The 23809-nt window shown below is 47.8% G+C and carries 19 protein-coding genes and 1 pseudogene; 10 read left to right on the forward strand and 10 right to left on the reverse strand.

The window, feature by feature from the left end:
• From RH89_RS19300 to RH89_RS29760, 5 genes and pseudogenes are all read left to right on the forward strand, one after another.
• Positions 1 to 251, forward strand: a pseudogene (locus RH89_RS19300) (ABC transporter ATP-binding protein); the annotation flags it as partial.
• Between the two features lie 73 nt (positions 252 to 324).
• Positions 325 to 1878 carry an ABC transporter substrate-binding protein gene (locus RH89_RS19305; protein ID WP_004405613.1) on the forward strand — a complete coding sequence of 518 codons (1554 nt, stop codon included), beginning with the start codon at positions 325 to 327 and terminating at the stop codon, positions 1876 to 1878.
• 184 nt (positions 1879 to 2062) lie between these two features.
• Entirely contained in the window at positions 2063 to 3040 is a 978-nt protein-coding gene (locus RH89_RS19310) for an ABC transporter permease (RefSeq protein ID WP_004405615.1), read from the forward strand.
• A 2-nt stretch (positions 3041 to 3042) separates the two neighbouring features.
• The gene (locus RH89_RS19315; RefSeq protein WP_004405616.1) at positions 3043 to 3981 is read left to right on the forward strand and encodes an ABC transporter permease; all 939 of its coding nucleotides are present in this window, start codon (positions 3043 to 3045) and stop codon (positions 3979 to 3981) included.
• 111 nt (positions 3982 to 4092) lie between these two features.
• The gene (locus tag RH89_RS29760) at positions 4093 to 5073 is read left to right on the forward strand and encodes an SPOR domain-containing protein (protein WP_038146742.1); all 981 of its coding nucleotides are present in this window, start codon (positions 4093 to 4095) and stop codon (positions 5071 to 5073) included.
• Here the strand turns inward: RH89_RS29760 and RH89_RS19325 are convergent.
• Complete coding sequence (locus RH89_RS19325) at positions 5070 to 5603, reverse strand: phosphatase PAP2 family protein (RefSeq protein WP_022609613.1); 534 nt, start codon at positions 5601 to 5603, stop codon at positions 5070 to 5072. The two genes, RH89_RS29760 and RH89_RS19325, sit on opposite strands and share 4 nt — an antisense overlap.
• Before the next feature lie 133 nt (positions 5604 to 5736).
• Positions 5737 to 6651: a LysR family transcriptional regulator gene (locus tag RH89_RS19330; RefSeq protein ID WP_004405619.1), complete on the reverse strand. Its 915-nt coding sequence runs from the start codon at positions 6649 to 6651 to the stop codon at positions 5737 to 5739.
• A 142-nt stretch (positions 6652 to 6793) separates the two neighbouring features.
• Here RH89_RS19330 and RH89_RS19335 point away from each other — a divergent pair, with 142 nt between their 5' ends.
• Entirely contained in the window at positions 6794 to 7708 is a 915-nt protein-coding gene (locus RH89_RS19335) for an aldo/keto reductase (RefSeq protein ID WP_004405620.1), read from the forward strand.
• A 62-nt stretch (positions 7709 to 7770) separates the two neighbouring features.
• Here the strand turns inward: RH89_RS19335 and add are convergent, their stop codons facing one another.
• From add to glnA, 6 genes are all read right to left on the reverse strand, one after another.
• A complete protein-coding gene (add, locus tag RH89_RS19340; RefSeq protein ID WP_004405621.1) occupies positions 7771 to 8772 on the reverse strand; it encodes an adenosine deaminase in 1002 nt (333 codons plus the stop codon).
• A gap of 86 nt (positions 8773 to 8858) precedes the next feature.
• The gene (gepA, locus tag RH89_RS19345) at positions 8859 to 11414 is read right to left on the reverse strand and encodes a phosphodiesterase GepA (protein ID WP_004405623.1); all 2556 of its coding nucleotides are present in this window, start codon (positions 11412 to 11414) and stop codon (positions 8859 to 8861) included.
• 98 nt (positions 11415 to 11512) lie between these two features.
• On the reverse strand, positions 11513 to 12925 hold the full coding sequence (gene glnG / locus RH89_RS19350; RefSeq protein WP_004405625.1) for a nitrogen regulation protein NR(I): 1413 nt from the start codon (positions 12923 to 12925) through the stop codon (positions 11513 to 11515).
• A 30-nt stretch (positions 12926 to 12955) separates the two neighbouring features.
• On the reverse strand, positions 12956 to 14011 hold the full coding sequence (gene glnL / locus RH89_RS19355; RefSeq protein WP_004405626.1) for a nitrogen regulation protein NR(II): 1056 nt from the start codon (positions 14009 to 14011) through the stop codon (positions 12956 to 12958).
• A 106-nt stretch (positions 14012 to 14117) separates the two neighbouring features.
• Positions 14118 to 14711, reverse strand: coding sequence for a DUF4124 domain-containing protein (locus RH89_RS19360; RefSeq protein ID WP_004405630.1), 594 nt, complete (start codon positions 14709 to 14711; stop codon positions 14118 to 14120).
• 204 nt (positions 14712 to 14915) lie between these two features.
• On the reverse strand, positions 14916 to 16325 hold the full coding sequence (gene glnA / locus RH89_RS19365; RefSeq protein ID WP_004405631.1) for a glutamate--ammonia ligase: 1410 nt from the start codon (positions 16323 to 16325) through the stop codon (positions 14916 to 14918).
• Positions 16326 to 16840: 515 nt separating this feature from the next.
• On the opposite strand from glnA, the gene typA reads away from it, so the two are divergent.
• Complete coding sequence (typA, locus tag RH89_RS19370) at positions 16841 to 18670, forward strand: translational GTPase TypA (RefSeq protein WP_004405633.1); 1830 nt, start codon at positions 16841 to 16843, stop codon at positions 18668 to 18670.
• A gap of 78 nt (positions 18671 to 18748) precedes the next feature.
• Here typA and RH89_RS19375 read toward each other — a convergent pair whose 3' ends face one another.
• On the reverse strand, positions 18749 to 19228 hold the full coding sequence (locus tag RH89_RS19375) for a phosphatidylglycerophosphatase A family protein (protein ID WP_004405635.1): 480 nt from the start codon (positions 19226 to 19228) through the stop codon (positions 18749 to 18751).
• Positions 19225 to 20451: a lipopolysaccharide biosynthesis protein gene (locus tag RH89_RS19380; RefSeq protein WP_139063321.1), complete on the reverse strand. Its 1227-nt coding sequence runs from the start codon at positions 20449 to 20451 to the stop codon at positions 19225 to 19227. The genes RH89_RS19375 and RH89_RS19380 overlap by 4 nt, the downstream gene beginning before the upstream one ends.
• Positions 20452 to 20727: 276 nt before the next feature.
• On the opposite strand from RH89_RS19380, the gene RH89_RS19385 reads away from it, so the two are divergent.
• From RH89_RS19385 to RH89_RS19395, 3 genes are read left to right on the forward strand one after another with little or no spacing between them, the layout of a single operon-like run.
• Complete coding sequence (locus RH89_RS19385) at positions 20728 to 21855, forward strand: inositol-3-phosphate synthase (RefSeq protein WP_004405637.1); 1128 nt, start codon at positions 20728 to 20730, stop codon at positions 21853 to 21855.
• An 18-nt stretch (positions 21856 to 21873) separates the two neighbouring features.
• Positions 21874 to 22491, forward strand: coding sequence for a CDP-alcohol phosphatidyltransferase family protein (locus RH89_RS28835; RefSeq protein ID WP_080564043.1), 618 nt, complete (start codon positions 21874 to 21876; stop codon positions 22489 to 22491).
• On the forward strand, positions 22488 to 23771 hold the full coding sequence (locus RH89_RS19395; protein ID WP_004405643.1) for an FAD-binding oxidoreductase: 1284 nt from the start codon (positions 22488 to 22490) through the stop codon (positions 23769 to 23771). Before RH89_RS28835 ends, RH89_RS19395 begins: the two co-directional genes overlap by 4 nt.
• The last annotated feature ends 38 nt before the right edge of the window (positions 23772 to 23809 follow it).

A 23809-nucleotide genomic window follows, 5' to 3' on the forward strand; every position in this document is an offset into this window, starting at 1 on the left:
TGCAGGCACAGATTCTCAACCTCCTCAAAGATCTTCAGGACGAACTGAACTTGACTATGCTGTTTATTAGTCACGACCTTCCGGTAATTCGACAGATGTGTGACCGAATTGGCGTGATGCAGATGGGTACTTTGCTTGAAGTTGCCCCGACGGAACAGCTCTTTACTGATCCGCAGCATGAGTACAGTAAACAACTGATTTCTTTGATGCCTGAGTTCACAGGCTTAAGAGAAGACATCAAGATCGCCTAGCGACTTGGTGGCAATGCAATAACACAACACAGACAACAACTAGGGATTGGATTCCCGCATAAGGAGTTATGCAATGAAAACCATAAAGACCAAATTAGCGATGGCGCTGATGGCTGCAGGCTTGAGTTTCAGCGTTGCAGCTGCAGACATCACAGTTGCTTACGATGCTGACCCAGTATCACTGGACCCACATGAGCAGCTGTCTGGTGGCACACTGCAAATGTCTCACATGGTATTTGATCCTCTTATCCGCTTTAACCAGAAAATGGAATTCGAACCTCGTTTGGCTGAATCTTGGGAACGTATTGATGGTCAAACAATGCATTTCAACATTCGTCAGGGCGTTAAATTCCACTCAGGCAACACGTTGACTGCAGACGACGTCGTTTGGACATTCAATCGTCTGAAAAACTCTCCGGACTTTAAAGGTATCTTTGGTCCAATCGCTTCTGTTACTAAAGCAGGCGATTACAAAGTTGAAATTAAAACTGACGGCGTTTACCCACTTGTTGAAAACGTAATGACTTACCTGTTCCCAATGGACAGCAAGTTCTACTCAGGTAATACGGCGGAAGGTAAAGCGAAAGACGAGCTAGTGAAGCACGGTAACTCGTACGCATCGACTAACGTTTCTGGTACGGGTCCATTCGTTATCACGCAGCGTGAGCAAGGCGTGAAAGTGACGTTTGAGCGTTTCGATGGCTACTGGGACAGCAGCTCGAAAGGTAACGTTGATAAGCTAACACTGGTTCCAATCAAAGAAGATGCGACTCGTGTTGCTGCACTGCTTGCGGGTGACGTAGACATGATTGCTCCTGTTGCACCAAACGACTACAAGCGTATTCAGAAAGCAGACAGCGTTGACCTATACACCATGCCTGGTACCCGTGTTATCACGTTCCAGATGAACCAGAACAGCAACCCTGCACTGAAAGATGCTCGTGTTCGTCAGGCGATTGTTTACGCAATCAACAACGAAGGTATCACTAAGAAAGTAATGAAAGGTGCGGCAACGGCTGCAGGTCAGCAAAGCCCGGTTGGTTTTGTTGGTCACAACCCAGATCTTAAGCCTCGTTACGATCTTAAGAAAGCGAAGCAGCTAATGAAAGAAGCGGGTTACGAGAACGGCTTCAATCTAAGCATGATGGCGCCAAACAACCGTTACGTGAACGACGACAAGATCGCTCAGGCAACGGCGGCAATGCTGTCTAAGATCGGTATCAAGGTTGATCTGAAAACTATGCCTAAAGCGCAGTACTGGCCAGAGTTTGATAAATGTGCGGCTGACATGCTGATGATCGGATGGCACCCAGATACAGAAGATTCAGGTAACTTCACTGAGTTCTTGGCGATGTCGCGTAATGCAGACACAGGTAAAGGTCAGTACAACTGTGGTCACTACTCAAATGCAGAAGTTGACAAGTTGATCGAAGAGACCAACAAGATGACGGATCTTGGTAAGCGTAGCGCGGCTCTGAAGAAAGTAGAAGAGATTCTATACAACGAAGCAGCGTTCGTTCCTCTGCATTGGCAAGACCCTTCTTGGGCTGCAAAAGGCAATGTGGAAATTGGTCCAATCATCAACGGTATGAACTTCCCTTACTTCGGCGACTTGGTTGTTAAGTAAGCGAAGCTTTCACCACTTGCGCCAGACCTGAATGCAGGTCTGGCGTATCAATAAAACAACCAACAGTCGGTGATTGATAGATTCGTCTATTTTGGTGCTTGGCTTTTTCTTTCAGTCGAGCCAGGTACCACTTTTGAGGCTGAAGGGTATTACATGAAAGTCATGGAAAGTTAAGGGGCAAGGAATGTTTACGTTTCTCGTCAAGCGCCTGTTTCAGGCACTGATAGTGATGTTTGTGATCAGCTTGGTGGCGTTTGCCATTCAGGATAATCTTGGCGACCCATTGCGGGAACTGGTAGGTCAGTCGGTTTCGGAAGCAGAGCGACAAGCCTTGCGTGATGAGCTAGGGCTCAACGATCCATTCATTACCAAATATTCACGCTTTGTAGGCAATGCACTACAAGGTGATCTAGGGACATCTTATTTCTTCAAGCGCCCTGCGGTTGAAGTCATTCTGGATAAGCTGGTGGCAACACTGGAACTGGTGTTTGGGGCAACCCTCATCATTATCGTGTGTTCGATACCATTGGGTGTGTATTCCGCCATTCATCCAAAAAGCATCTTTACCAAAATTGTCATGGCAGGAAGCAGCATCGGTATCTCGATTCCGGTTTTCCTTACCGCCATTATGCTGATGTACGTTTTCTCCATTGAGCTCGGCTGGCTGCCTTCCTATGGGCGGGGTGATACCGCGAACGTGCTCGGGTGGGAGTCTGGCTTCTTTACGCTAGACGGCTTGTCACACTTGATTCTGCCATGTGTGGCGCTGTCATCCATTATGCTGCCATTGTTTATTCGTTTAGTACGTTCTGAAATGCTGGAAGTGCTGAGCTCTGAATACATCAAGTTTGGTAAGGCAAAAGGTCTGGCACTGAACAAGATTTACTACCAGCACGCACTGAAAAATACCATGCTACCTGTTCTTACAGTAGGTGGTGTGCAGATTGGTACTATGGTGGCCTATACCATTCTGACTGAAACGGTCTTCCAGTGGCCAGGTACTGGTTTCCTTTTCCTTGAAGCAATTAACCGTGTAGACACACCGCTGATTACAGCGTACGTGATTTTTGTTGGGCTGATTTTCGTGGTGACCAACACCATTGTTGACTTGCTGTACGGCATCATCAACCCAACTGTGAACCTGACAGGTAAAGGAGCATAACCATGAATAACACAAATGCTGCTCCATCAAGTTGGGAGCGCTTTAAACAATCCGACTTTTTGTACTACTTCCTGAAAGACAAAGTCGCCATGTTCAGCTTTACCGTGTTTATGCTGTTCTTGGTGATGGCGTTGGCGGCACCGATCATTGCACCGTCTGACCCATACGATTTGTCTTCAATTGATATCATGGACTCTGAACTTCCGCCTTCGTGGATGGAAGATGGAGACGAGCGATTCCTTCTTGGAACCGATGAGCAAGGTCGTGACATTTTTTCCACCATTTTGTACGGTTCTCGCCTGTCGCTGACGATTGGTTTCTTGGCGGTAGGTTTACAGCTTTTCTTGGGCATCATCATTGGTCTGTCTGCGGGTTACTTCGGTGGTCGTATCGATAGCTTCTTGATGCGTTTTGCTGATGTTCAGCTGTCATTCTCAACCATGATGGTGGCAATCATCGTTTCGGCGATTTTCAAAGCCAGTTTCGGCAGTGACTTCTACGCTCAATATGCGGTAGTGATGCTGGTGGTGATCATTGGTGTGGCGGAATGGCCACAGTATGCACGTACCATTCGAGCATCAGTGTTGGCTGAGAAGAAAAAAGAATACGTGGAAGCAGCGCGCGTGATGGGCTTTAAATCGCCTCGTATCATGTTCCGCCACATTCTTCCTAACTGTCTGTCACCCATTCTGGTTATCTCTACCGTGCAGGTGGCGAATGCCATCATGTCTGAAGCGGCATTGTCATTCCTAGGTTTGGGTTTGCCAGTTGATCAGCCGTCATTAGGTGCGCTGATTAGTATCGGATTTAACTACATATTCTCTGGTGCATGGTGGATTACTGCCTTCCCAGGTCTGGTATTGGTGACCTTGGTACTGGTGATCAACCTGTTGGGTGACTGGTTACGAGATGTATTTAACCCGAAAATCTATAAAGGGTGATCCAATACCATTGATTTCCCATCGGAAATATTCATAAACTTAAGAGCCGGCGTTATGCAGGCTCTTTTTTTGCATTCACATAGCTATGGAGGCAATGTGTGGGGGAAGGTTATGGACACGAATTCAACAATGAAATGGATGATCGCTATCGCGGCGACGCTGCTTGTTGGGGTGAGTGCTGTCAAACCCGCACTGGCAGATGAATATCTGTGTGATGCAACCCAGGCATCCACTAACGAGCTTCCTGTCCTCAAGAACGATTGCCCAATTGGTGACGGTCTGTGGGGAAAACGCGGACCTTCCCGAAGTGCGGAATTGTTCTGGATTCAATGCGGCATTTTAGATAAGCCCCTTGCCCTGAGAAAAGCAAAAGCCGTTTATCAGAGAATTTCGACCGATGTCTGGATGATGCGCTATGGCAAAGAATATCGTTGCTTGATTGGTCCGTACGATGATTACGCGACAGCACTCAAAGAGTGGCGGCAGATCCGTAAGCTTCCAAAATACAGCGATGCCTTTATCCGAGAGATAAGGAATCAATCCTCTCAAACGGCGGCGACACAGACCGCAAAAAGTGCTCCGGCAAAAGCGCCATCTGCTGTAACCTCTCCTGCTCCTGCTCCTGCTCCTGCTCCTGCTCCTGCTCCTGCTCCTGCTCCTGCTCCTGCTCCTGCTCCTGCTCCTGCTCCTGCTCCTGCTCCTGCTCCAGAAATGGTTGTTACGCCACCAGAGCAATCAACGGCATCAAAGGCGGCAGAGATGGATATTCTGGTTCGCAGGCAAGCCAAATTGGGCGAGAAGACCTACGCGATCCCGTTTATCCGGGATTACGAGCATTTCTATATGGAATACGACAAGCCCTGGAATCGTATGGATTATGACTCGGCTACAGAAGTGTGTGGGTTGCTAGGTATGCGCCTTGCCACCCAGAAAGAGTGGCAAGGCATACTTGATTCTGGAGAGCTTTCGAGAGAGAAGTGGCCTCTGCATTTGCCCTATTGGGGCATCAGTCAGCAAGGCTTCTTTACTAGCGGGAAAGTCACTCAGCTCAAGGGCACGTCATTGCTTAACGTACTTTGTATTCAGGCTTAGAAACGTACTTGAGCGGTCACTCCGGTTTCTTCTCCAGTAAAATACGGCAACACAGTGACAGAGTAGCCTAGTTCAGTTACCGCATACTGAACGCCGGTTGCTAATGCCATTCCGGCAATCACATCACGCCAGTAATGGTGATTGGCATCTACACGAGAATACCCCACCAAAGCTGCTGCTCCGTACGCTGGAATACCGTAGGCAGAACCATAGCGAAACTGCAAATACGCCGCCCCCTGTGTGGCAGCCGAAGTATGCCCTGATGGAAACGAATGGTTGCCGCCATTCGGGCGCTCAGCATTGACGGCAAACTTTATCGCGTGCGTGGCTAATGCGTTGTAGAGCGCCCCTTCGGTAAGTTGAATCAGACCTTCCGTATCGTCCTTGTACCAGGAAATCATTGCCGCAGTCAGCGGAATGCCAATCTGGGCAATATCGCCATAAGTCTCTAGGGCTTCGTTTTTTGCGTGGGATGGTAATGAAGTCAGTGAAGCGGCTATTGTAGTAGCCAAAGGAATAATTTTTTTCATGTTCATACAGCTCAATTGACGTAGGCACTATTCTACTGGAAAACGTCGTTGGTGTGACGGGATATTGCTGAAATGAAACACTATTTTGAGTTTTCTGTTTCTCAATAAGATTGTGCCAATCTGCGCTCGTATTTCAATTGATGCTGCTGGTCGTAACCCAATTCTGTAAGAACTGAGCAAAAGCGAGTAACGCCTCACTTTGTTTGAGTTGTTGTGGAAAGATCAAATAGATGCCACGAGTCTGGGTAAAGTAACTGGTAAGAATCGGTGTTAGCTGCCCTTTTTGAATGGCAGGCTGCACCAAATAATCAGGCAGTTTAATGATGCCTTCTCCCTGAACAGCGGCTTCATAGAGTAAAAAATTATCGTTGGCGTAAAACTGTCCTTTAGTCTCAACCTCTCGCTCGAATCCCTGATGTTGATAGCGCCATGTGGTGAGATGCGGGTCTGACAGGCAGTTATGCCGAGCCAGTTCTTCAGGTGTCTGTGGGGTGCCATAGAGATTGAGATAATCCGGAGACGCGCAGCATAAATGCTGATAATCCATCAGATGCTTGGCAATCATATTGGCGGGCGGCGTGTTAGTCGCTCGAATAGCAAGGTCAAATGGCTGTTGGGTGAGGTCTTGATTGGTATAGCCAATGTCGATGTCGAACTCGATGTCCGGGTGCAGTTTACGAAAGGCTCGGCACGCAGGCGTTAAGTAGCGTTGTCCAAAAATCGCGGCGCAGGTAATGGTCAGTTTGCCTTCAATTGCAGAGGCAGATTTCCTAATCTCCTTTTCCATTGTCTGCACCGAAGAGGTAACCCCTTGCATCTGCGACAATACCTTTTGACCTGCTTGTGTCAGGCGAACACTTCTGGTGGTGCGGATCAACAAGGTGACATCCAGATCGCGTTCCAGAGCATTGATTTGGGTAGAAAGATAACTGCGTGAGATGCCTAGCTTATCTGCCGCCTGCCCGAAGTTAAGGCATTCTGCCACCACGCTAAACAGGTAATAGCGTTCGAACCTTTTGTGCAGTCTCATCTCTTGCGGCAGTTTCATTAGTACTCCTTTTAATGACATTATCCCTTATATCACATTTTATTGTTCTCTATAGAGAATAGTTAATTCAGAGAATAGGGTTCAATAGACTAAAAGTGCCGTCTACTATTTAAGAAATGAGAAGCGTCTTATAGGTGGAATTATGTCTTCAAATCAAAAAGATAAAAGCAACTACAATGGTGACCCTCTTTCAGATATTGAGTTGATTCAAGGTTACTGGCGTATGGGTGAATGGGGAATGTCTCCAGCCGAGCGTTTGGATTTTGTAAAGCAGCATGTGGAACTGGGTATTACAACCGTCGACCATGCAGCAATCTACGGAAGCGACGTTCCATGTGAAACCCTGTTTGGCGAAGCACTGGCGTTGGAGCCTTCACTCCGTGAGCAGCTCCATATCATCACAAAACTGGGTATTATTGCGCCTCAGTCTGATGGGGGAATCGCTTACTACGACAGTGGACGCGAGGAAATCATTTCCTCAGTGGAGCGCTCGTTAAAGCAGTTAGGCGTTGACCATGTGGACACACTCTTACTTCACCGCCCGGATATTTTGCTTCAACCCGAAGAAGTCTCGGAAGCGTTTGAAGTGTTGAGAAGTTCTGGCAAGGTGCTGAACTTTGGTGTGTCTAATTTCTCGACCCACGAATTTGCATCACTGCAATCTCATCTCGACATCAAACTGGTCACCAATCAGGTTGAAATTAACCCAATCAACATGCAAAGCCTGGAAGATGGAACATTGCATCAGTTGCAGGCGCAGCGCCGTCGCCCTATGGCGTGGTCTTGTTTAGCTGGGGGCAATCTCTTTAACCCAACCACAGACCAGCACCAGCGAGTGCTGAAAGTATTGGAAGAAATCAAAGAAGAGGTATCGGCTGAGTCAATTGATCAGGTGGTGTTTGCCTGGGTAATGGCGTTACCGTCTCGTCCTATCCCAATCATTGGGAGCGGTAAGATCGAACGTGTGAAAACCGCAGTTGCAGCGAAAGACATTACTCTAACTCGCGAGCAATGGTATCGAGTCTGGACTGCATCAAAAGGGCATGGTGTGGCTTGATTTTTCGGTCCATATAAAAACAAAGGAGGCGATTGCCTCCTTTGTTATTTAACACTCTACTTTTAGCGATTTTTCGCCATTTCGCGTAGCGCTTCTTTTTCGGCTTCCGATAGGAATGCAATGTCCAAACCGTTGATTTGTGCCTGGCGAATCTGCTCCTGACTCAAACCTGCTGCTGGGGCTGCAACCTCAAATTCGTAGGGTTGCTCAATGCCTTCTACCGCAGGGTCATCGGTGTTGATGCACGCTTTGATGCCATGCTCAAGGAAGGTTTTCAGTGGGTGTGCAGCCAGTGATTCAACAGTGCTGGTCTGAACGTTGGATGTTAAGCAAGACTCAATGCCGATGCCGTGCTCAGCCAGATAATCCATCAGCTTAGGATCGTGAACCGCTTTCACACCATGACCGATACGAACAGCGCCAAGCTCTTGGATTGCCTGCCACATGCTCTCTGCACCTGCAGCTTCACCTGCGTGAATGGTCACTTGCAGCCCCGCGTCTTTTACCTGATTAAAGTGTTTAACGAAACGGTCACCCGGCTGACCCAGTTCGTCACCCGCTAGGTCAATCGCGACTAAATGGTCTTTGTGTGCAAGAAGACCATCAAGCTCTTGCTGACAGGCATCTTGACCAAAAGTACGGCTCATAATTCCGATAAGATTGGTTTTCACACCAAAGTCACGAACGCCCGCCTGAATACCATCGACTACCGCTTCCACCACACCGGCAACCGGAAGCTTGTGCTTCATTGCCATGTAGTAAGGAGAGAAACGCAGCTCTGCGTAGTCGATTTGCGCGTTCATCGCATCTTCTACGTTTTCATAAGCCACACGACGACACGCGTCTAGGTCGCCCAGTACCGCAACACCCCAATCCAGCTTTGAAAGAAAAGCCACTAGGGAAGGCTCGGCTTCAACAATCTGAACGTGTGGACGAAGCGACTCTATGTCGTACGCTGGAAGTGCCACGCCAAATTTTTTGCCCAGATCTAAGATAGTCTGGCTGCGAATGTTACCGTCCAAATGGCGGTGTATGTCAGTTAACGGCAGGTTCTTGGTGATCATGTTGACTTCCTAAATGCGACTAATTTGGCTAAGTATAAAAACCATTTAGTAACCTGTCAGTAGGAGAACAGCAGTTTATTGTTTGATCAGGACTGCTTTTCTTTTATGTTCACCAAATCTGTTGGCCATTCCGAAAATGGGACAGGTCGGCTGAACAGGAATCCTTGAGCTTGAGGACAATCGAGCATGCGCAGTAGTTCAGCTTGCTCGGTGGTTTCAACACCTTCTGCCACGAGGTTGACCTTAAAGCCTTTGGTGATGTTAACGATGGCTGCGACGACCGAAGTGTCTATCTGCTCTCGCTCCATCTGAACGATGAAAGAGCGATCAATCTTCAGACAATCAAATGGCAGCTTATGCAGGTAGGCGAGCGAAGAGTAACCCGTACCGAAATCATCAATCGCAATTTTCACATTCAAGTCTTTGATGGCTTGCATGTTTTTCAGAATGATAGGGTCATTATCGACAATCTTGGACTCGGTAATCTCTAGTGTCAGGTTTTGTGCGCTAAGGCGAGTGTACTTCAGCACCATTTCCAGCTCCTCAGTGAAACCGGGTTGTGATAGCTGATTGACCGACAGATTCACATGCAAACTGAAATCGGGATGCCACTGACCATTTTGAATGGCTGTCGCGGTATCGGTACATGCTTTAAGCAGAACCTGAGAGCCAATATCGCCAATTAAACCACTTTCTTCCGCCACAGGAATGAAATCGAGCGGTGGTATGACACCATTTTCTTCTGAAACCCACCTCGCCAGAGCTTCTGCACCCACAATTTCCCCACTTTCTAAATCAATAATAGGTTGATAGAAAGGAACAAATTCACTGGCGGCAATGGCTTCATTCAGGCTTGCCAGAGTCTGAGTTTTCTTACGAGAAACGTCCGCCATTTCAGGGCGATAGTAAACGACTCGTAGCGCATCCTGTTTGGCGTGGCTGAGTGCGATGCTGCCGTTTCTTAACCAGGTACTCATGTCGTTTTGGTCGCAGGAAAGCACGATACCGATGGAAACATTCACCACCACGGTTTCTGTACCCATGTTGAAAGGGGCACTGAAGGATTGTTTGATACGAGTCACCAGATGCTCAACCGCCGTTTCAGAACCGTTACTCGGGTCGTAAATGGCGAACTCATCTCCGGCAACTCTCGCCAGCAGCGCCCGATCACTGCACAGATTTTTGAGGCGCTGAGCGATGATGGTCAGCAACTGGTCGCCACTGTAATGCCCTAGGCTGTCATTGATGTCGCGAAAACGATCGATTCCGATAAGAATCAAAGAGCCAGGGCGAGAGTTGTTCAAATTACTGCTGGTTTCAATCAGCCCTTGTCGGCTGTACAGCTGAGTTAAAGAGTCATAAACCAGTTGCGTACGCAGCGCTTCAAAAGAGGACTTGAGGTTATGGGTCATGTTGTTGAAGGCAGACACCAACATGCTGGTTTCGAAAATTTTCCCCGGCTCCGGCATCGGGCTGTCCCAGTCGCCCTTGGCAATTTCTCTGGCGGCGTTTGCCGTGGTTGTGATGGGGTGAGTAATCCGGTTGAACACCAGCACGCCAAGCAGAAAGCCAACAAGACTAACGGTTAATCCTATCAGCCAGCCGCGCTGTTGCTGCTGAGGTAAGTCTCCAAGCAAATCATGCTCAGCAATGGTCACCACGATGTACCACTCTAAGCCGTAAGGATTGGCGTAACGAGATAGCTTGTTGAAATAGCGTTCGCCATTGGTAACGAAGTAGAACATTTCGGGTCTGGCTTGTCTGGCGATAAGCTGGTTATCCAGAATGTATTGTGCGCTCGCCTGAATGACAGGGTTTGGGCTTTCCTGTGCTTGTAGCCGTTGACCTTTCACTGTGTTCGGTGTGCCTTTAGAAACCACGCTGGAGTTATCGGAATGGGCAACCAGCCGATTATCCTGATCGAAGATGAATATGGAAGCCGCGGTACGCTTCTTTTGATAAATCAGAAAATTGTTGAAGGTGTCGATCTTAATGTCTGCAACCATCACACCGATCAGCTCTTCGTCCACAATGACCGGGTTAGTGGCACTTAGAGTGATTTCCTGACGCTCGTCCGCGTTGGTATATATATTTGACCATCCGGGCATGCGCGATTCTGCTGCAGGTACATACCAAGGGCGAATTCTTGGGTCGTATCCCTGAAAGGAAGATTTCACACCAGACTCGATTTTACGCCCAGCGAAAATCACCAGATCGTCTTCCGTTCGGTTATCTTTGAGCATCAGAGTGAAATCGGACGCGGGCTCGCGTCGAAAGCCGACGAATTCCCCTTCTTTGCCACCAAAAGCCACCACATCCAGATGGGGAATGTTTTTATAGAGATGGTTAAAACTCACTGAGAGATAATCTTCAATGCGGGTCAGATCACCGCGTTCATACAAACCGTTAAATTCGAGAGATTTACTCAGTGTAATGTTGGCTTGATAAGGTTCATCAAGAAAGATAGAAAGGCGACTTTTGACGTTCTCAGTAAAGGCAATAAGCTGCTTATGGCTCAGGTTAGACACCATGTTTTCGAAGCTGCTCTTCTGAACAAACGCAATGACACCGAAAGTGAACATAAATACGATCACAAAAGGTAAAATCACTGCAGTACGTAATGTAATCTTGTTGCTCGCCATTGCCCTAGATAAAGTTAGTGGACGCCATTCTGTATTTGGTCGGAGTGGCGCTATTGTATAGGCTAGAAAACAAGCTAGCGAGTCTTTTTTAAACAATTCTACTGAATGTTTAACTCTTTTAGTTTTCTAGTGAGTGTATTACGACCCCACCCCAGGACTTTAGCCGCATCCTGCTTATGACCATTCGTATGGTTTAGCGCTGTCTTTAAGAGTATACGTTCAAATTCTGGCAGTGCATAAGAAAGGATCTCAGTTTCACCAGAAGTAAGTGCTTCTTTTGCCCATTCTTCTAGTTGAGACTGCCAGCCGCCATTTTCATGCGAAGTGGGCATGGTTTTTGTGTCTTCAAAGAGCTCTCGTGGCAAGTCAGAAGGAAGGACTTCGTTTCCGCTCGCCATTACGGTGAGCCATCGGCAGATGTTCTCTAGCTGACGAACGTTTCCTGGCCAGGGAAGTTGATTCAGGTTGGCGATGGTGTCTGTGTGCAGGGTTTTCATCTCGACGCCCAACTCTTCAGCCGCAAGACTTAAGAAATGCTGCGCCAGTTTTTCGATGTCCTGCTTACGTTCTCGCAGAGCGGGGATATGAACCCGAATTACGTTCAGGCGGTGGAAGAGATCTTCACGAAAATCCCCTTCATGTACCAGTTTTTCCAGATTCTGGTGAGTCGCAGCAATGATGCGAACATCCACATTGATAGGGGAGTGACCGCCCACTCGGTAGAACTGCCCGTCTGCCAGAACCCGCAATAGGCGCGTTTGAATGTCTAGTGGCATGTCACCAATTTCATCCAAAAACAGTGTGCCGCCATTGGCCTGTTCGAAACGTCCCTGACGAACGGTGTTGGCACCAGTAAACGCGCCTTTTTCATGGCCAAACAGCTCAGATTCAATCAGATCTTTTGGAATCGCGGCCATATTCAGGGCAATGAAAGGGTTTTTAGCACGAGGGCTGTGGCGGTGAAGGGCATGCGCAACCAGTTCTTTACCTGTCCCGGATTCTCCATTGATCAACACCGAGATAGAAGAGCGAGACAAGCGACCAATGGCGCGAAACACTTCCTGCATCGCCGGTGCTTCACCAATGATTTCCGGAGCGTTACTGGTGAAAGCGTCGGTCGTTGACTGGTGTTTTCGTTGTTCGTGACTGTGGGCAATCGCGCGTTCGACAAGCGTTAAGGTTTCATCAATATCAAATGGTTTAGGCAGATATTCAAATGCCCCTTTTTGATAGGCATTCACTGCCGCGTCGAGGTCGGAGTGCGCCGTCATAATAATCACGGGCAGGTCTGGGTATTGCTGGTGGACTTCTTTGAGTAAGTCGAGCCCGTCTATGCCGGGCATTCGAATGTCAGACACCAGAACGTCTGGAACCTGGCGTTCAAAAGCCATCAGGACGCTTTCAGCATCAGCAAAGGTTTCGCACTGGATTTGTGCAGAGGACAAGGTTTTTTCCATTACCCAGCGGATGGAGCTGTCGTCATCGACGACCCATACATACCCTTTACTCATGATTCTTCTCTCCTAACAGCAATGCGTATTTCACTTAATCGGTAAAATAATGGTGAATGTGGTTTTCCCCGGCCAGCTTTCTACGTCGATTTTTCCTTGGTGCTGGTCAATTAAATTTTGTGATATCGACAACCCAAGCCCAGTGCCGCCCTCGCGACCACTGACCATGGGATAAAATAAGGTGTCTTGCAGCTCACTCGGTATGCCCGGACCGTTGTCGATGATGTCCAGTTTGGCAGCCAGCTTATAGCGCTGACCGTGGATATTCGCCTGATGCACCGTTCTGGTGCGAAGAGTGATCTGCCCGTTTTCCTGCTCTGCTAATATCTGTGCAGCATTACTGACAATGTTCAGTAAGGCTTGCTCAATCTGATCAGAATCCATCATCAGCGACGGCAGGCTCGGGTCGTAATCCCGATGAATCTGGATAGACTGGCTGGATTCCAGTTCCACAAGCTGGCGCACTTTTTCTAATGCAACGTGCAGGTTGGCTTCTCGTTTTTCTCCCGGTTTCTGAGGTCCTAACAGCCTGTCGACAAGAGCTCTAAGGCGATCTGCCTGTTCAATGATGATTTGGGTGTATTCTTTCAGGCTTGGGTCTGGCAGCATTTTCGATAATAGCTGCGCGGCGCCGCGAAGACCGCCGAGAGGGTTTTTGATTTCGTGTGCTAACCCACGAACAAGGACTTTTGCAGCCTGTTGCTGCGCGTGCTGGTTGAGCTCCTGACTTAAACGTCTTTGTTGCCCAATCTTGCGCAATTCGACCAGAAGTAAGAGCTGTTTTTCCCAGGTAAAAGGGCTGACGGTCACTTCCACCATCACTGGCTTTCCGTCTATCACAAAGGTGACATCACTGTCGGTGATACTCTGACCCGTTTGGAGCGGTTGGGTCAGCATGCTCAAATCCATGGATGCGTGCTGGATCAAGTCTGCCAACATGCTGGATTGTAAGCGCTTTGCACTTTGAGAAAACAGAAGCTCTGCCGCAGGGTTGGCATATTGGACGGCTAACTGCTCATTAAGCAGCATGGTTGCCGTCACAACATTATCGAGAATCGCGGTAGAGCGCAGATCGTGGGTGGTCATGTCCTTACCTTTTAGTTTGCACCAAAATGGTGCGATGCTTATTTAGTATGGGGCATGAACCTAAAAAGAAAAAGTTAACGAATCGAATAAAGTCCGTTATTCCTTGCTATCCCGCAGATTTCACCCTCGCCCGATGCAAATGCACCGTTACTGGAGAGGTAGATGCAATAAGCTTGCCGCCTATAACTGCTTGTACTGCAAGTACATGTGTGCCTCTATCGACGTTAATGAGTTGCCATAATGGCTTGGTTTGCGGAGCGCCATAAGGTTTTCCGTCTAGCATGAGCTGGAGTTGCTCACCGATACCAAGTTTTCTGTTTTGTTCAACCTGAATGTTAATGATGCCCCGGTTGCTACGAAGCGTCTGATCTTGTTGCAGATTACTGATGGATATCGAAAGTGGCGCCGTCTTTTCTGGCTTTTTGCTTTCTTGTTTTTCTGTAGCGTTGGCTTTTTCGGCAGCCTTAGCTTTAGCCGTTTTTTTGTCTTTCAACGATTTTGCAGGAGCGAAGACTGGCGCGGGTGCGCTGGCGTTACTGTCTGGCAGCACAAAGGAATCTTTTTGTTTGGCAGCGCCATCTGGAGGCGTATCGCTAATATGGAGGATGCCGTCATCATCGACCCAAGAGTAGACCGTTTGGCTAATGGCGGCAGGGGCAATCATCAAACTAAGCACAGAGAGTAGGGTGATCAGTTTCATTTTAAGCACCAGTGTAGAGTCACGTTAAAGGATACGTCGCGCCTCTGTTATAAGGGTCTGTTGACCTGATTTTAAATGGTGGGTGCGACACGCTAAATTGCTGGAGATTTAACCTAATGCTAAGGGGTTGTTAACTAAAGTGAAATATAAAAAAGGCCCGCCTGCGAGGCGAGCCTAATAATTATGTAAATAATTACATCAATATTACACAGAGTAGTAAAGTTCGAACTCAACTGGGTGAGTTGTCATGTTCACTTTCTCTACGTCCTGACCTTTCAAGTCGATGTAAGAATCGATGAAGTCGTCAGAGAATACACCGCCAGCCGTTAGGAACTCACGGTCAGCATCTAGAGCTTCTAGTGCTTCTTTCAGAGAGTATGCAACAGTTGGGATTTCTGCCGCTTCTTCTGCTGGTAGGTCGTACAAGTCTTTATCCATTGCTTCACCTGGGTGGATCTTGTTCTTAATACCGTCAAGACCAGCCATAAGCATAGAAGCGAAGCATAGGTATGGGTTAGCTGTTGGATCACCGAAACGAATTTCGATACGACGTGCTTTCGGGCTTGGTACCACTGGGATACGGATAGAAGCAGAACGGTTACGAGCAGAGTAAGCTAGCATAACTGGTGCTTCGAAGCCTGGAACAAGACGCTTGTATGAGTTTGTAGATGCGTTCGCGAATGCGTTGATTGCGCGAGCGTGCTTGATGATACCACCGATGTAGTAAAGAGCTGTCTCAGACAGACCGCCGTACTTGTCACCTGCAAACAGGTTAACGCCATCTTTAGCCAGAGACTGGTGAACGTGCATACCAGAACCGTTGTCACCTACAAGTGGCTTAGGCATGAAGGTTGCTGTTTTACCGAATGCGTGTGCAACGTTGTGTACAACGTACTTGTAAACCTGGATTTCGTCCGCTTTTTCAGTCAGCGTGTTGAAACGCGTAGCGATTTCGTTCTGACCAGCTGTCGCAACTTCGTGGTGGTGTGCTTCAACAACCTGACCCATTTCTTCAAGGATCAGACACATTGCGCTACGGATGTCTTGAGAAGAATCCACAGGTGCTACTGGGAAGTAACCGCCTTTAACACCTGGACGGTGACCTTTGTTACCGCCTTCGATTTCTGCACCTGTGTTCCATGCTGCTTCGATGTCATCAATCTTGAAGAAAGAACCAGACATGTCTGTATTGAACTTGACGTCATCAAATAGGAAGAACTCTGGCTCTGGACCAACAAGAACGGTGTCAGCGATGCCAGTAGAACGCATAAATTCTTCAGCGCGCTTAGCGATAGAGCGTGGGTCACGATCGTAGCCTTGCATTGTTGCAGGCTCTAGGATGTCACAACGTACGTTTAGAGTTGCGTCTTCCGTGAATGGGTCTAGAACTGCAGATGATGCATCCGGCATCATCACCATGTCTGACTCGTTGATGCCTTTCCAGCCAGCAACAGAAGAACCATCGAACATCTTACCTTCTTCGAAGAAGTCTGCATCGACTTGGTGAGCAGGAATAGAAATATGCTGTTCTTTACCTTTAGTATCGGTAAAGCGTAGGTCTACAAACTTTACTTCGTTTTCTTGGATTAACGATAGAACGTTTTCTACAGACATCTTGGATAACCTCCAGTGTTATTAAAGCGGTGGTGCACAAGTTTAGTTAAACCGGCATTGATTAATATAAACATTCAATAGTATTAATCGATGACAGTTTTGTGAAAGCTAAAACTGTGCCAATAATTTGAATCCTTTAATATCATGCATTTAGCTCAAATATTACTGATGAGTAATACCGTTTTGCACCATAATGATCTTTGAATGCACTAAGTTGGTGCAAAACTTATTTGAAGTGCTAAATGATGATGCAACGCTTATTTCAGCAATCAATTTGTGGGTTTGTCAATCGACTTTTTACGGTGCGCAAATCAAGTTGTAGACCAGTTATTGGCATTTGCCGAGCCATTTGTTACATCTATGATTACTTTTCGCCGTTTGAGATCACATATTCCTAGGCTTTTTTCTAAAATCTGGTACATTATTGACCGTTTTTTTAATCAAGTAAGCGGCTATTCTTCATTGCGGTATCTAAGATGAGGGAGGCGGCTTCTTTTATAAGTGAATCTAGATCCATGGCTACCCCACAGATTGAAAAATTGAGAAACATCGCGATCATCGCGCACGTTGACCACGGTAAAACGACTCTGGTTGATAAACTGCTACAGCAATCAGGCACCCTTGAGTCACGCGGCGAAGCGGAAGAGCGAGTCATGGACTCGAACGACATCGAGAAAGAACGTGGCATCACCATCCTGGCGAAAAACACCGCGATCAACTGGAATGACTACCACATCAACATCGTAGATACTCCGGGACACGCCGACTTCGGTGGTGAAGTAGAGCGTATTATGTCGATGGTAGATTCGGTTCTGCTTATCGTTGATGCGGTTGATGGTCCTATGCCTCAAACGCGTTTCGTAACGCAAAAAGCATTCGCACATGGCTTGAAGCCAATTGTGGTTATCAACAAAATCGACCGCCCGGGTGCACGCCCTGACTGGGTAATGGATCAGGTATTTGACCTGTTCGACAACCTGGGTGCGACCGATGAGCAACTAGACTTTCAAGTGGTTTACGCATCAGCGCTAAACGGCTGGGCATCTCTGGAAGAAGGCGAAACTGGCGACAGCATGGAACCACTATTCCAAGCCATCGTTGACAACGTAGAAGCGCCACAGGTTGACCAAGACGGTCCGCTGCAAATGCAGATCTCTCAGCTAGATTACAGCTCTTACGTAGGTGTTATCGGCGTAGGTCGTGTGACTCGCGGTACGGTGAAACCAAATCAGCAAATCACGGTTATCGGCTCAGACGGTAAAACGCGCAACGGCAAAGTGGGTACGGTTCTGGGTTACCTTGGTCTTGAGCGCCACGAAGTGGAGCAAGCAACAGCGGGTGACATCATTGCTATCACTGGTCTGGGTGAACTGAAGATTTCAGACACCATCTGTGCTCAGAATGAAGTGGAAGCGCTACCAGCTCTGTCTGTTGACGAGCCAACGGTAACCATGACGTTCCAGGTGAACACTTCTCCGTTTGCGGGTAAAGAAGGTAAGTTCGTGACTTCACGTAACATCCTTGAGCGCCTGGAGAAAGAACTGGTTCACAACGTAGCACTGCGCGTTGAACAAACCGACAACCCAGACAAGTTCCGTGTATCGGGTCGTGGTGAACTTCACCTGTCTATCCTGATTGAAAACATGCGCCGTGAAGGCTTCGAGCTGGCGGTATCTCGCCCTGAAGTAATCATCAAAGAAGAAGATGGTCAGAAGCTAGAGCCGTTCGAGACTGTAACCATTGATGTACTGGAAGAGAACCAGGGCAGCATTATGGAAAACATTGGTCTGCGTAAAGGTGAGCTGACAGACATGTCTCCAGATGGCAAAGGTCGCATACGTATGGACTTCATGATGCCTTCTCGTGGTCTGATTGGTTTCCAGACAGAATTCATGACGCTGACTTCTGGTTCGGGTCTGATGTACCACACGTTCGATCACTACGGTCCGCACAAAGGTGGCGAAATCGGTCAGCGTGTTAACGGCGTACTGATTTCAAACGGTGCAGGTAAAGCACTGACTAACGCCCTGTTTAACCTTCAGGAGCGTGGTCGTATGTTCATCGGTCACGGTGTTGAAGTGTACGAAGGTATGGTCATTGGTATCCACAGCCGCGATAACGACCTGACAGTAAACCCACTGAAAGGTAAGCAGCTGACCAACGTTCGTGCTTCTGGTACCGATGATGCGCAGGTTCTTACGCCGCCAATCATCATGACTCTTGAGCAAGCACTTGAGTTCATCGACGATGATGAACTAGTAGAAGTAACACCAGAGAGCATTCGTATCCGTAAGAAGTTCCTGTCAGAAAGCGATCGTAAACGCGCATCACGTGGTGCAATCTAAAACGTTGCCTCGCTTACGAATCTAGTTACAAGCCCTGCTTCTGCGGGGCTTTTTAATGCGTTAAAACCAGGGTTCAGTCTACAGAATACCTAACGTGCTGAATCCCAGTACGCACAACCAGGCTGCAATACCCGCCAGAATATCATCCATCATGATCCCTAGCCCGCCTTTGAGCTTTTTATCTGCCCAGCTAATTGGGTAAGGTTTTAGAATGTCGAATGCGCGGAACAGGAAAAAAGCCGCCAGTAAATAGCTCCACTGAAATGGAAACGCGATCATCGCAATATAGAACCCTGCCACTTCATCCCAAACAATCACTTGCGGGTCTTTCTGACCTATCTCTTTGGCTGTTCTGTCACAGCAGAGTACACCGTAGATACAGATGAACAGCCCCAATATAATTTGCCCGATCAGGCTCATTTGGCTTGCCGCATAAATAAAAGGCAATGCCGCCAATGCCCCTACGGTTCCCGGCAGTTTTGGCGACAATCCTAAACCAAATCCGAGCGCAAAAAACTGATGCGGTCTGGTCAGGTTAATTTTCCCTGTTGTGTTCATGCAAAATCCCTTTGTAAAAGTCGATATCCTAAGCGTTGTCGGACGGCTCTCATTGCCAGTCCGTTTTGAATGATGAGTGAAAGCGCACAGCCAATCGCCGCGCCGTATATTCCGAGCTGCCAGCTCAGCGTGATCACTATCATCGCGTTGAGAAGGCAGCTCTGGATGAGCACCCAACTGAAGCTTTTTTCGTTGTGAGTCATCATCAGGATGATTCCTACAGAGCCAGACCATACATTAAACAGTTGACCCAGAATTAATATAAAGAAGAAAGGCATAGCGGATGTGTAAGGCTCGCCAAGCACAAAGAAAGCGGTGGTACCCACTATGCATATAAAAGTGGAGTAAGGCGCTAACCACTGGCGTAAAACTCGCACTGACAGCCCAGTCAGACTTCTTAGTTCATTGGTTTGATCGCTCAGGTATGCGGCTGCCAGCTTAGGAGCGATGACATAGTTCATTGCAAACAGCAAAATAGCCAACACTATCGACAGCTTCTGTGCGAGTGAAAGCAGAGCGAATTCGGTATCGTTTAAGAAAGGTCCAGCAAGCAGTAACCCGCCCCACATTAACCATTGTTGCATTAGCGCGTTCAAGGCAAATGTTGTCCAGCTTCTGTGGCTTGGATCCTGAGGTGGTGATTGCTTCACAGGTACAGGATGGGAAGTCAGCCAAACCATGAATGCGAAGAGCATGACTGTGACACAACTTGTTAAATAATGCTCAATAAGCAAAGTGTGGCTGAATATTTCTTTCTTCTCGAACAGAAGCAAAACACCCATTACGACCGGAATGGCAAAAAATTGAAGCAAACTCGCAAAAACAGGGCGGTTTCTGCCCTGTAAAAGCCCGCACCAAAGAAACAGAAATGTCGTGCTTGCAATGCAAGCTGCGACGCAAATCATGACTTTGGTCAGATAATCACGATTTAGCCAACTGGCCAAATCTGCTGAAAACTGGATGCACAAGATGCAAAAAACAGCAGTAACCGCTGCAACAATCAAAAACAGCTTGCTCATTTCCTGTGTCCATTTTTTACCGTTGAGCGTTTGGCTCATTCTGACTAAAAGGGGGGGAATACCCAAAGTCAGCATACTGGAAAAAAGCTGAATAAAAGTCATACCAAACAAAAACTTACCGAACTCCTCTGCCGTCCCTCGTGCGGTAATTGCCGATAGCATAGAGAATTCAACCGCTGCGCTGGCAAGGATAATATTCCCCACAAAGAAAACTTGTTTTTTTATTGGTCTTGTTTGATTTATCAATAGTATTCCCTGTTTTGTGATTAATTTGTTAGTGAATGTTGGCTAATTTCAGCATGTTTACAGTGAATTTTCATCATATTAATATTTTGTTTCACGTTGGTTAAGTAACAAAATTATCTATAAAACAGTTGTTTATAAATCTCCTGGTGATTTATTTGTCATTGATTTTGATAAATGAAGCTTATCGGGTGATTTCTGTTTATACGGATGTTTATTGATGTTTAAGGATGATTAATGGGAAAGATAAAAGTCGCCATTGCTGGAGTGGGTAACTGTGCAAGCTCTTTGATTCAGGGCATTCATCACTATGGAAAACCAGAGAACCAAAACGTTGCTAATGGTCTGATGCAAGACAAGATAGGGCCATGGCGCTGCTCTGATATTGATGTGGTTGCTGCATTTGATATCGATGCTAGGAAGGTCAACCAACCTCTGCATAAAGCCATTTTTGCCAAGCCTAACTGCACACAGGTATTTGCCCCTGACGTACCGGCTTCTGATGTCATTGTTCAGATGGCTCCGGTTCTGGATGGCTACAGCAGCCACATGCAGGAATACCCTCAGGATAATGCGTTTCAGGTTGCGGATCAGGAAGCAGTTGATGTTATACAGGTGCTTCGTGAAAGCAAAGCAGAAGTCTTAGTGTGCTACTTACCAGTGGGCTCAGAAAAAGCGGTGAAGCATTTTGCTGAAGCGTGTCTGGCTGCCAAGGTCGCCATGGTGAACTGCGTTCCGGTATTCATTGCATCTAACCCCGAATGGGCAGAGCGATTCCGTCAGGCAGGGGTGCCCATTGTTGGTGATGATATTAAGAGTCAGGTGGGTGCCACCATTGTGCACCGCGCACTGACAAAGCTTTTTGATAATCGTGGTGTGTCACTGAAACGTACCTACCAACTGAATACAGGTGGGAACACGGACTTCCTCAATATGCTGGCGCATGAGCGTTTGAAGTCTAAAAAAATCTCTAAAACTCAGTCTGTAAACTCTCAGCTAGACACTCCGCTGGATGCGCGTGATATTCACATTGGTCCATCTGATTACGTGCCTTGGCAGGAAGACAACAAACTGTGCTTTATCCGCATGGAAGGAGAAGGGTTTGGCGGTCAGCCGCTAGAACTGGAACTGCGTTTATCCGTGCAGGATTCACCAAACAGTGCCGGTGTGGTTGTTGATGCGATTCGCAGCGCAGGTCTTGCCGTACAACGTGGGCTGGGTGGTCCTATAGAGTCGGTCAGCGCTTACTTTATGAAGAGTCCGCCGGTTCAGATTCCTGATCCTCAAGCTCACGATCAGGTTGAAGCTTTCTTCCACGCGCATTCTGAAGCAGAACAAGCCGTGAAAGAGCTGGAAACCTGTTAAGCGGGGTCAGAGGAAGTAATGATGATCACCAGCTACAAACAATTCTTCAGTGCGACATTTAAAGCCCCAATCCATTGGAGCGCGAGGCTGACACTCAAATGCGGGTTCAATGCCAATACCGTCACCTTACTTGCATTGCTGCTGGCTATTGCTGCCAGCGCCATGTTGATGGTGACCGAGAACTTTCTCTGGTTTGCCTATGCGGTTGCCGGAATTGGCTATCTGGATCTGCTGGATGGCGCAGTTGCCCGAGCTTCCAATACGTGCAGTCGCTTTGGTGCCTACTTCGATGCTATGTGTGACCGCATTGTGGATGCTGTGACGGTATTTGCTATCGCATGGGTGAGCGGGCTCTGGCCACTGTGTTTCGCCTATGTCATTGGTTCGTTGCTGGTGAGCTACGCCAAATCTCGTGCTGCGATGGAGGTGTCTGTCAGTAACACGTCCTGGCCAGACTTAATGGAGCGCACAGAGCGCTTCATTCTGTTCACCGCAATCTTGCTCGCGTATGGGCTATTCCCCGATTTTCTGATCGCCGGTTATAGCATCTTGGTGTGGGGATTAGTGGTGAGCTGTGCGCTTATCTACCTAACTTTGGTTCAGCGTTGGCACCGTGCGTGGAGATTGCTGCAGTGAGTGTGTTAGAGCCTATCGCAAGCTGGACACATACCTGCGCCACCCAAACTCGTATTTGTGAACCAGAAAAAACGGATCTGACCCAACCCTTTATTGCCAGAGGGGGTGGTTGCAGCTTTGGTGATGCCTCTTTCCTGACTGATGGTCAGACGGTGGTACAAACTCTGGAGCCTGTGATTGTAATCGATTCCGAAAACATGACGTGCCGGGTGTCTGCCAATATCGAAATGGGGGAACTGCATCGCTCGCTGATCCCCAATGGATACCAGTTCTCTGTTTATGGCGGCACTCAATGGGCAACGGTGGGTGGTGCTACCGCGAGCGACATTCACGGCAAAAACCATCATCGAGTGGGAAGCTTTGGTCGGCATGTGAAAGCCATCAAATTAAAAGTCCCGAGTGGAGATGTGTTGGTATGCAGCGCCGAAGAAAATGCCGATCTTTTCTCTGCCACTATTGGTGGGATGGGATTAACGGGGATGATTCTGGAGGTGGAACTCAGGATCCAGCCGCTTGATTTTACTAGCGTGATTGAAAGCAAAACCCCATTTTTCAGCTTTGAGGAAATGCTGGCTCTACTCCGCGAAGACCCCGCTTTTCACTACGCCTGTCTTTACGTTGCCAAACAGCCCATCAATGGCTGGTATGTGAGTGCAGACTACGCGGAAGAGAAGCGTCCATTTCCCGATAAAGCGAAAGACTGGGCGTGGTTGCCGCATCTGCCTATCGTCCGTGATGGCACACTGCAATTCGCCAACCAACTGGCAAAACAACGGCATAGAGCCAAGCAAAACACCAAACATGTGTTTGCCTACAACTATGGCGGCCCTCACCAAATGGTGAAGCAGGCGAATCGGTTCTTGCCGAAAAGTGGTGTGATTGAATTTCACTACCATCTCAGTGATGAACATTTTTCGCACTCTCTAGACGTCATGCTGGCGATGGCGGAAAAAGCCCGTTTGCCTCTGACTCATTTGGTGATTAAGCGAATGGGCGACTTTTCTTCACCGGGCATGCTGGCATTCACCGCTCCGGGGTGGGCAATCAATTTTCAGGTGCAGGACAACAGTTTGTCGCGTGACTTTCTTTGTGCGTTCGCCAATGAAATTGCACCGCTTAATCCTCGTTTCTATCTCGCGAAAGATGCCTGCTTAAGTGCTGAGCATTACCACGCTTCAGCGTCAGAACTGGAAAGTTGGCAACGTATCGTCAAACACATAGACCCACTCAATCTGATTCGCTCAGATCTGTCTCAAAGGCTCAGTTTAAAACCCTGGTAATCAGAAAAGTCACGTCTGATTGACCTGGAAAAAGGATT

Origin of the sequence: Vibrio nigripulchritudo ATCC 27043, assembly GCF_000222685.1 — a bacterium.
Classification (GTDB): Bacteria; Pseudomonadota; Gammaproteobacteria; order Enterobacterales; family Vibrionaceae; genus Vibrio; species Vibrio nigripulchritudo.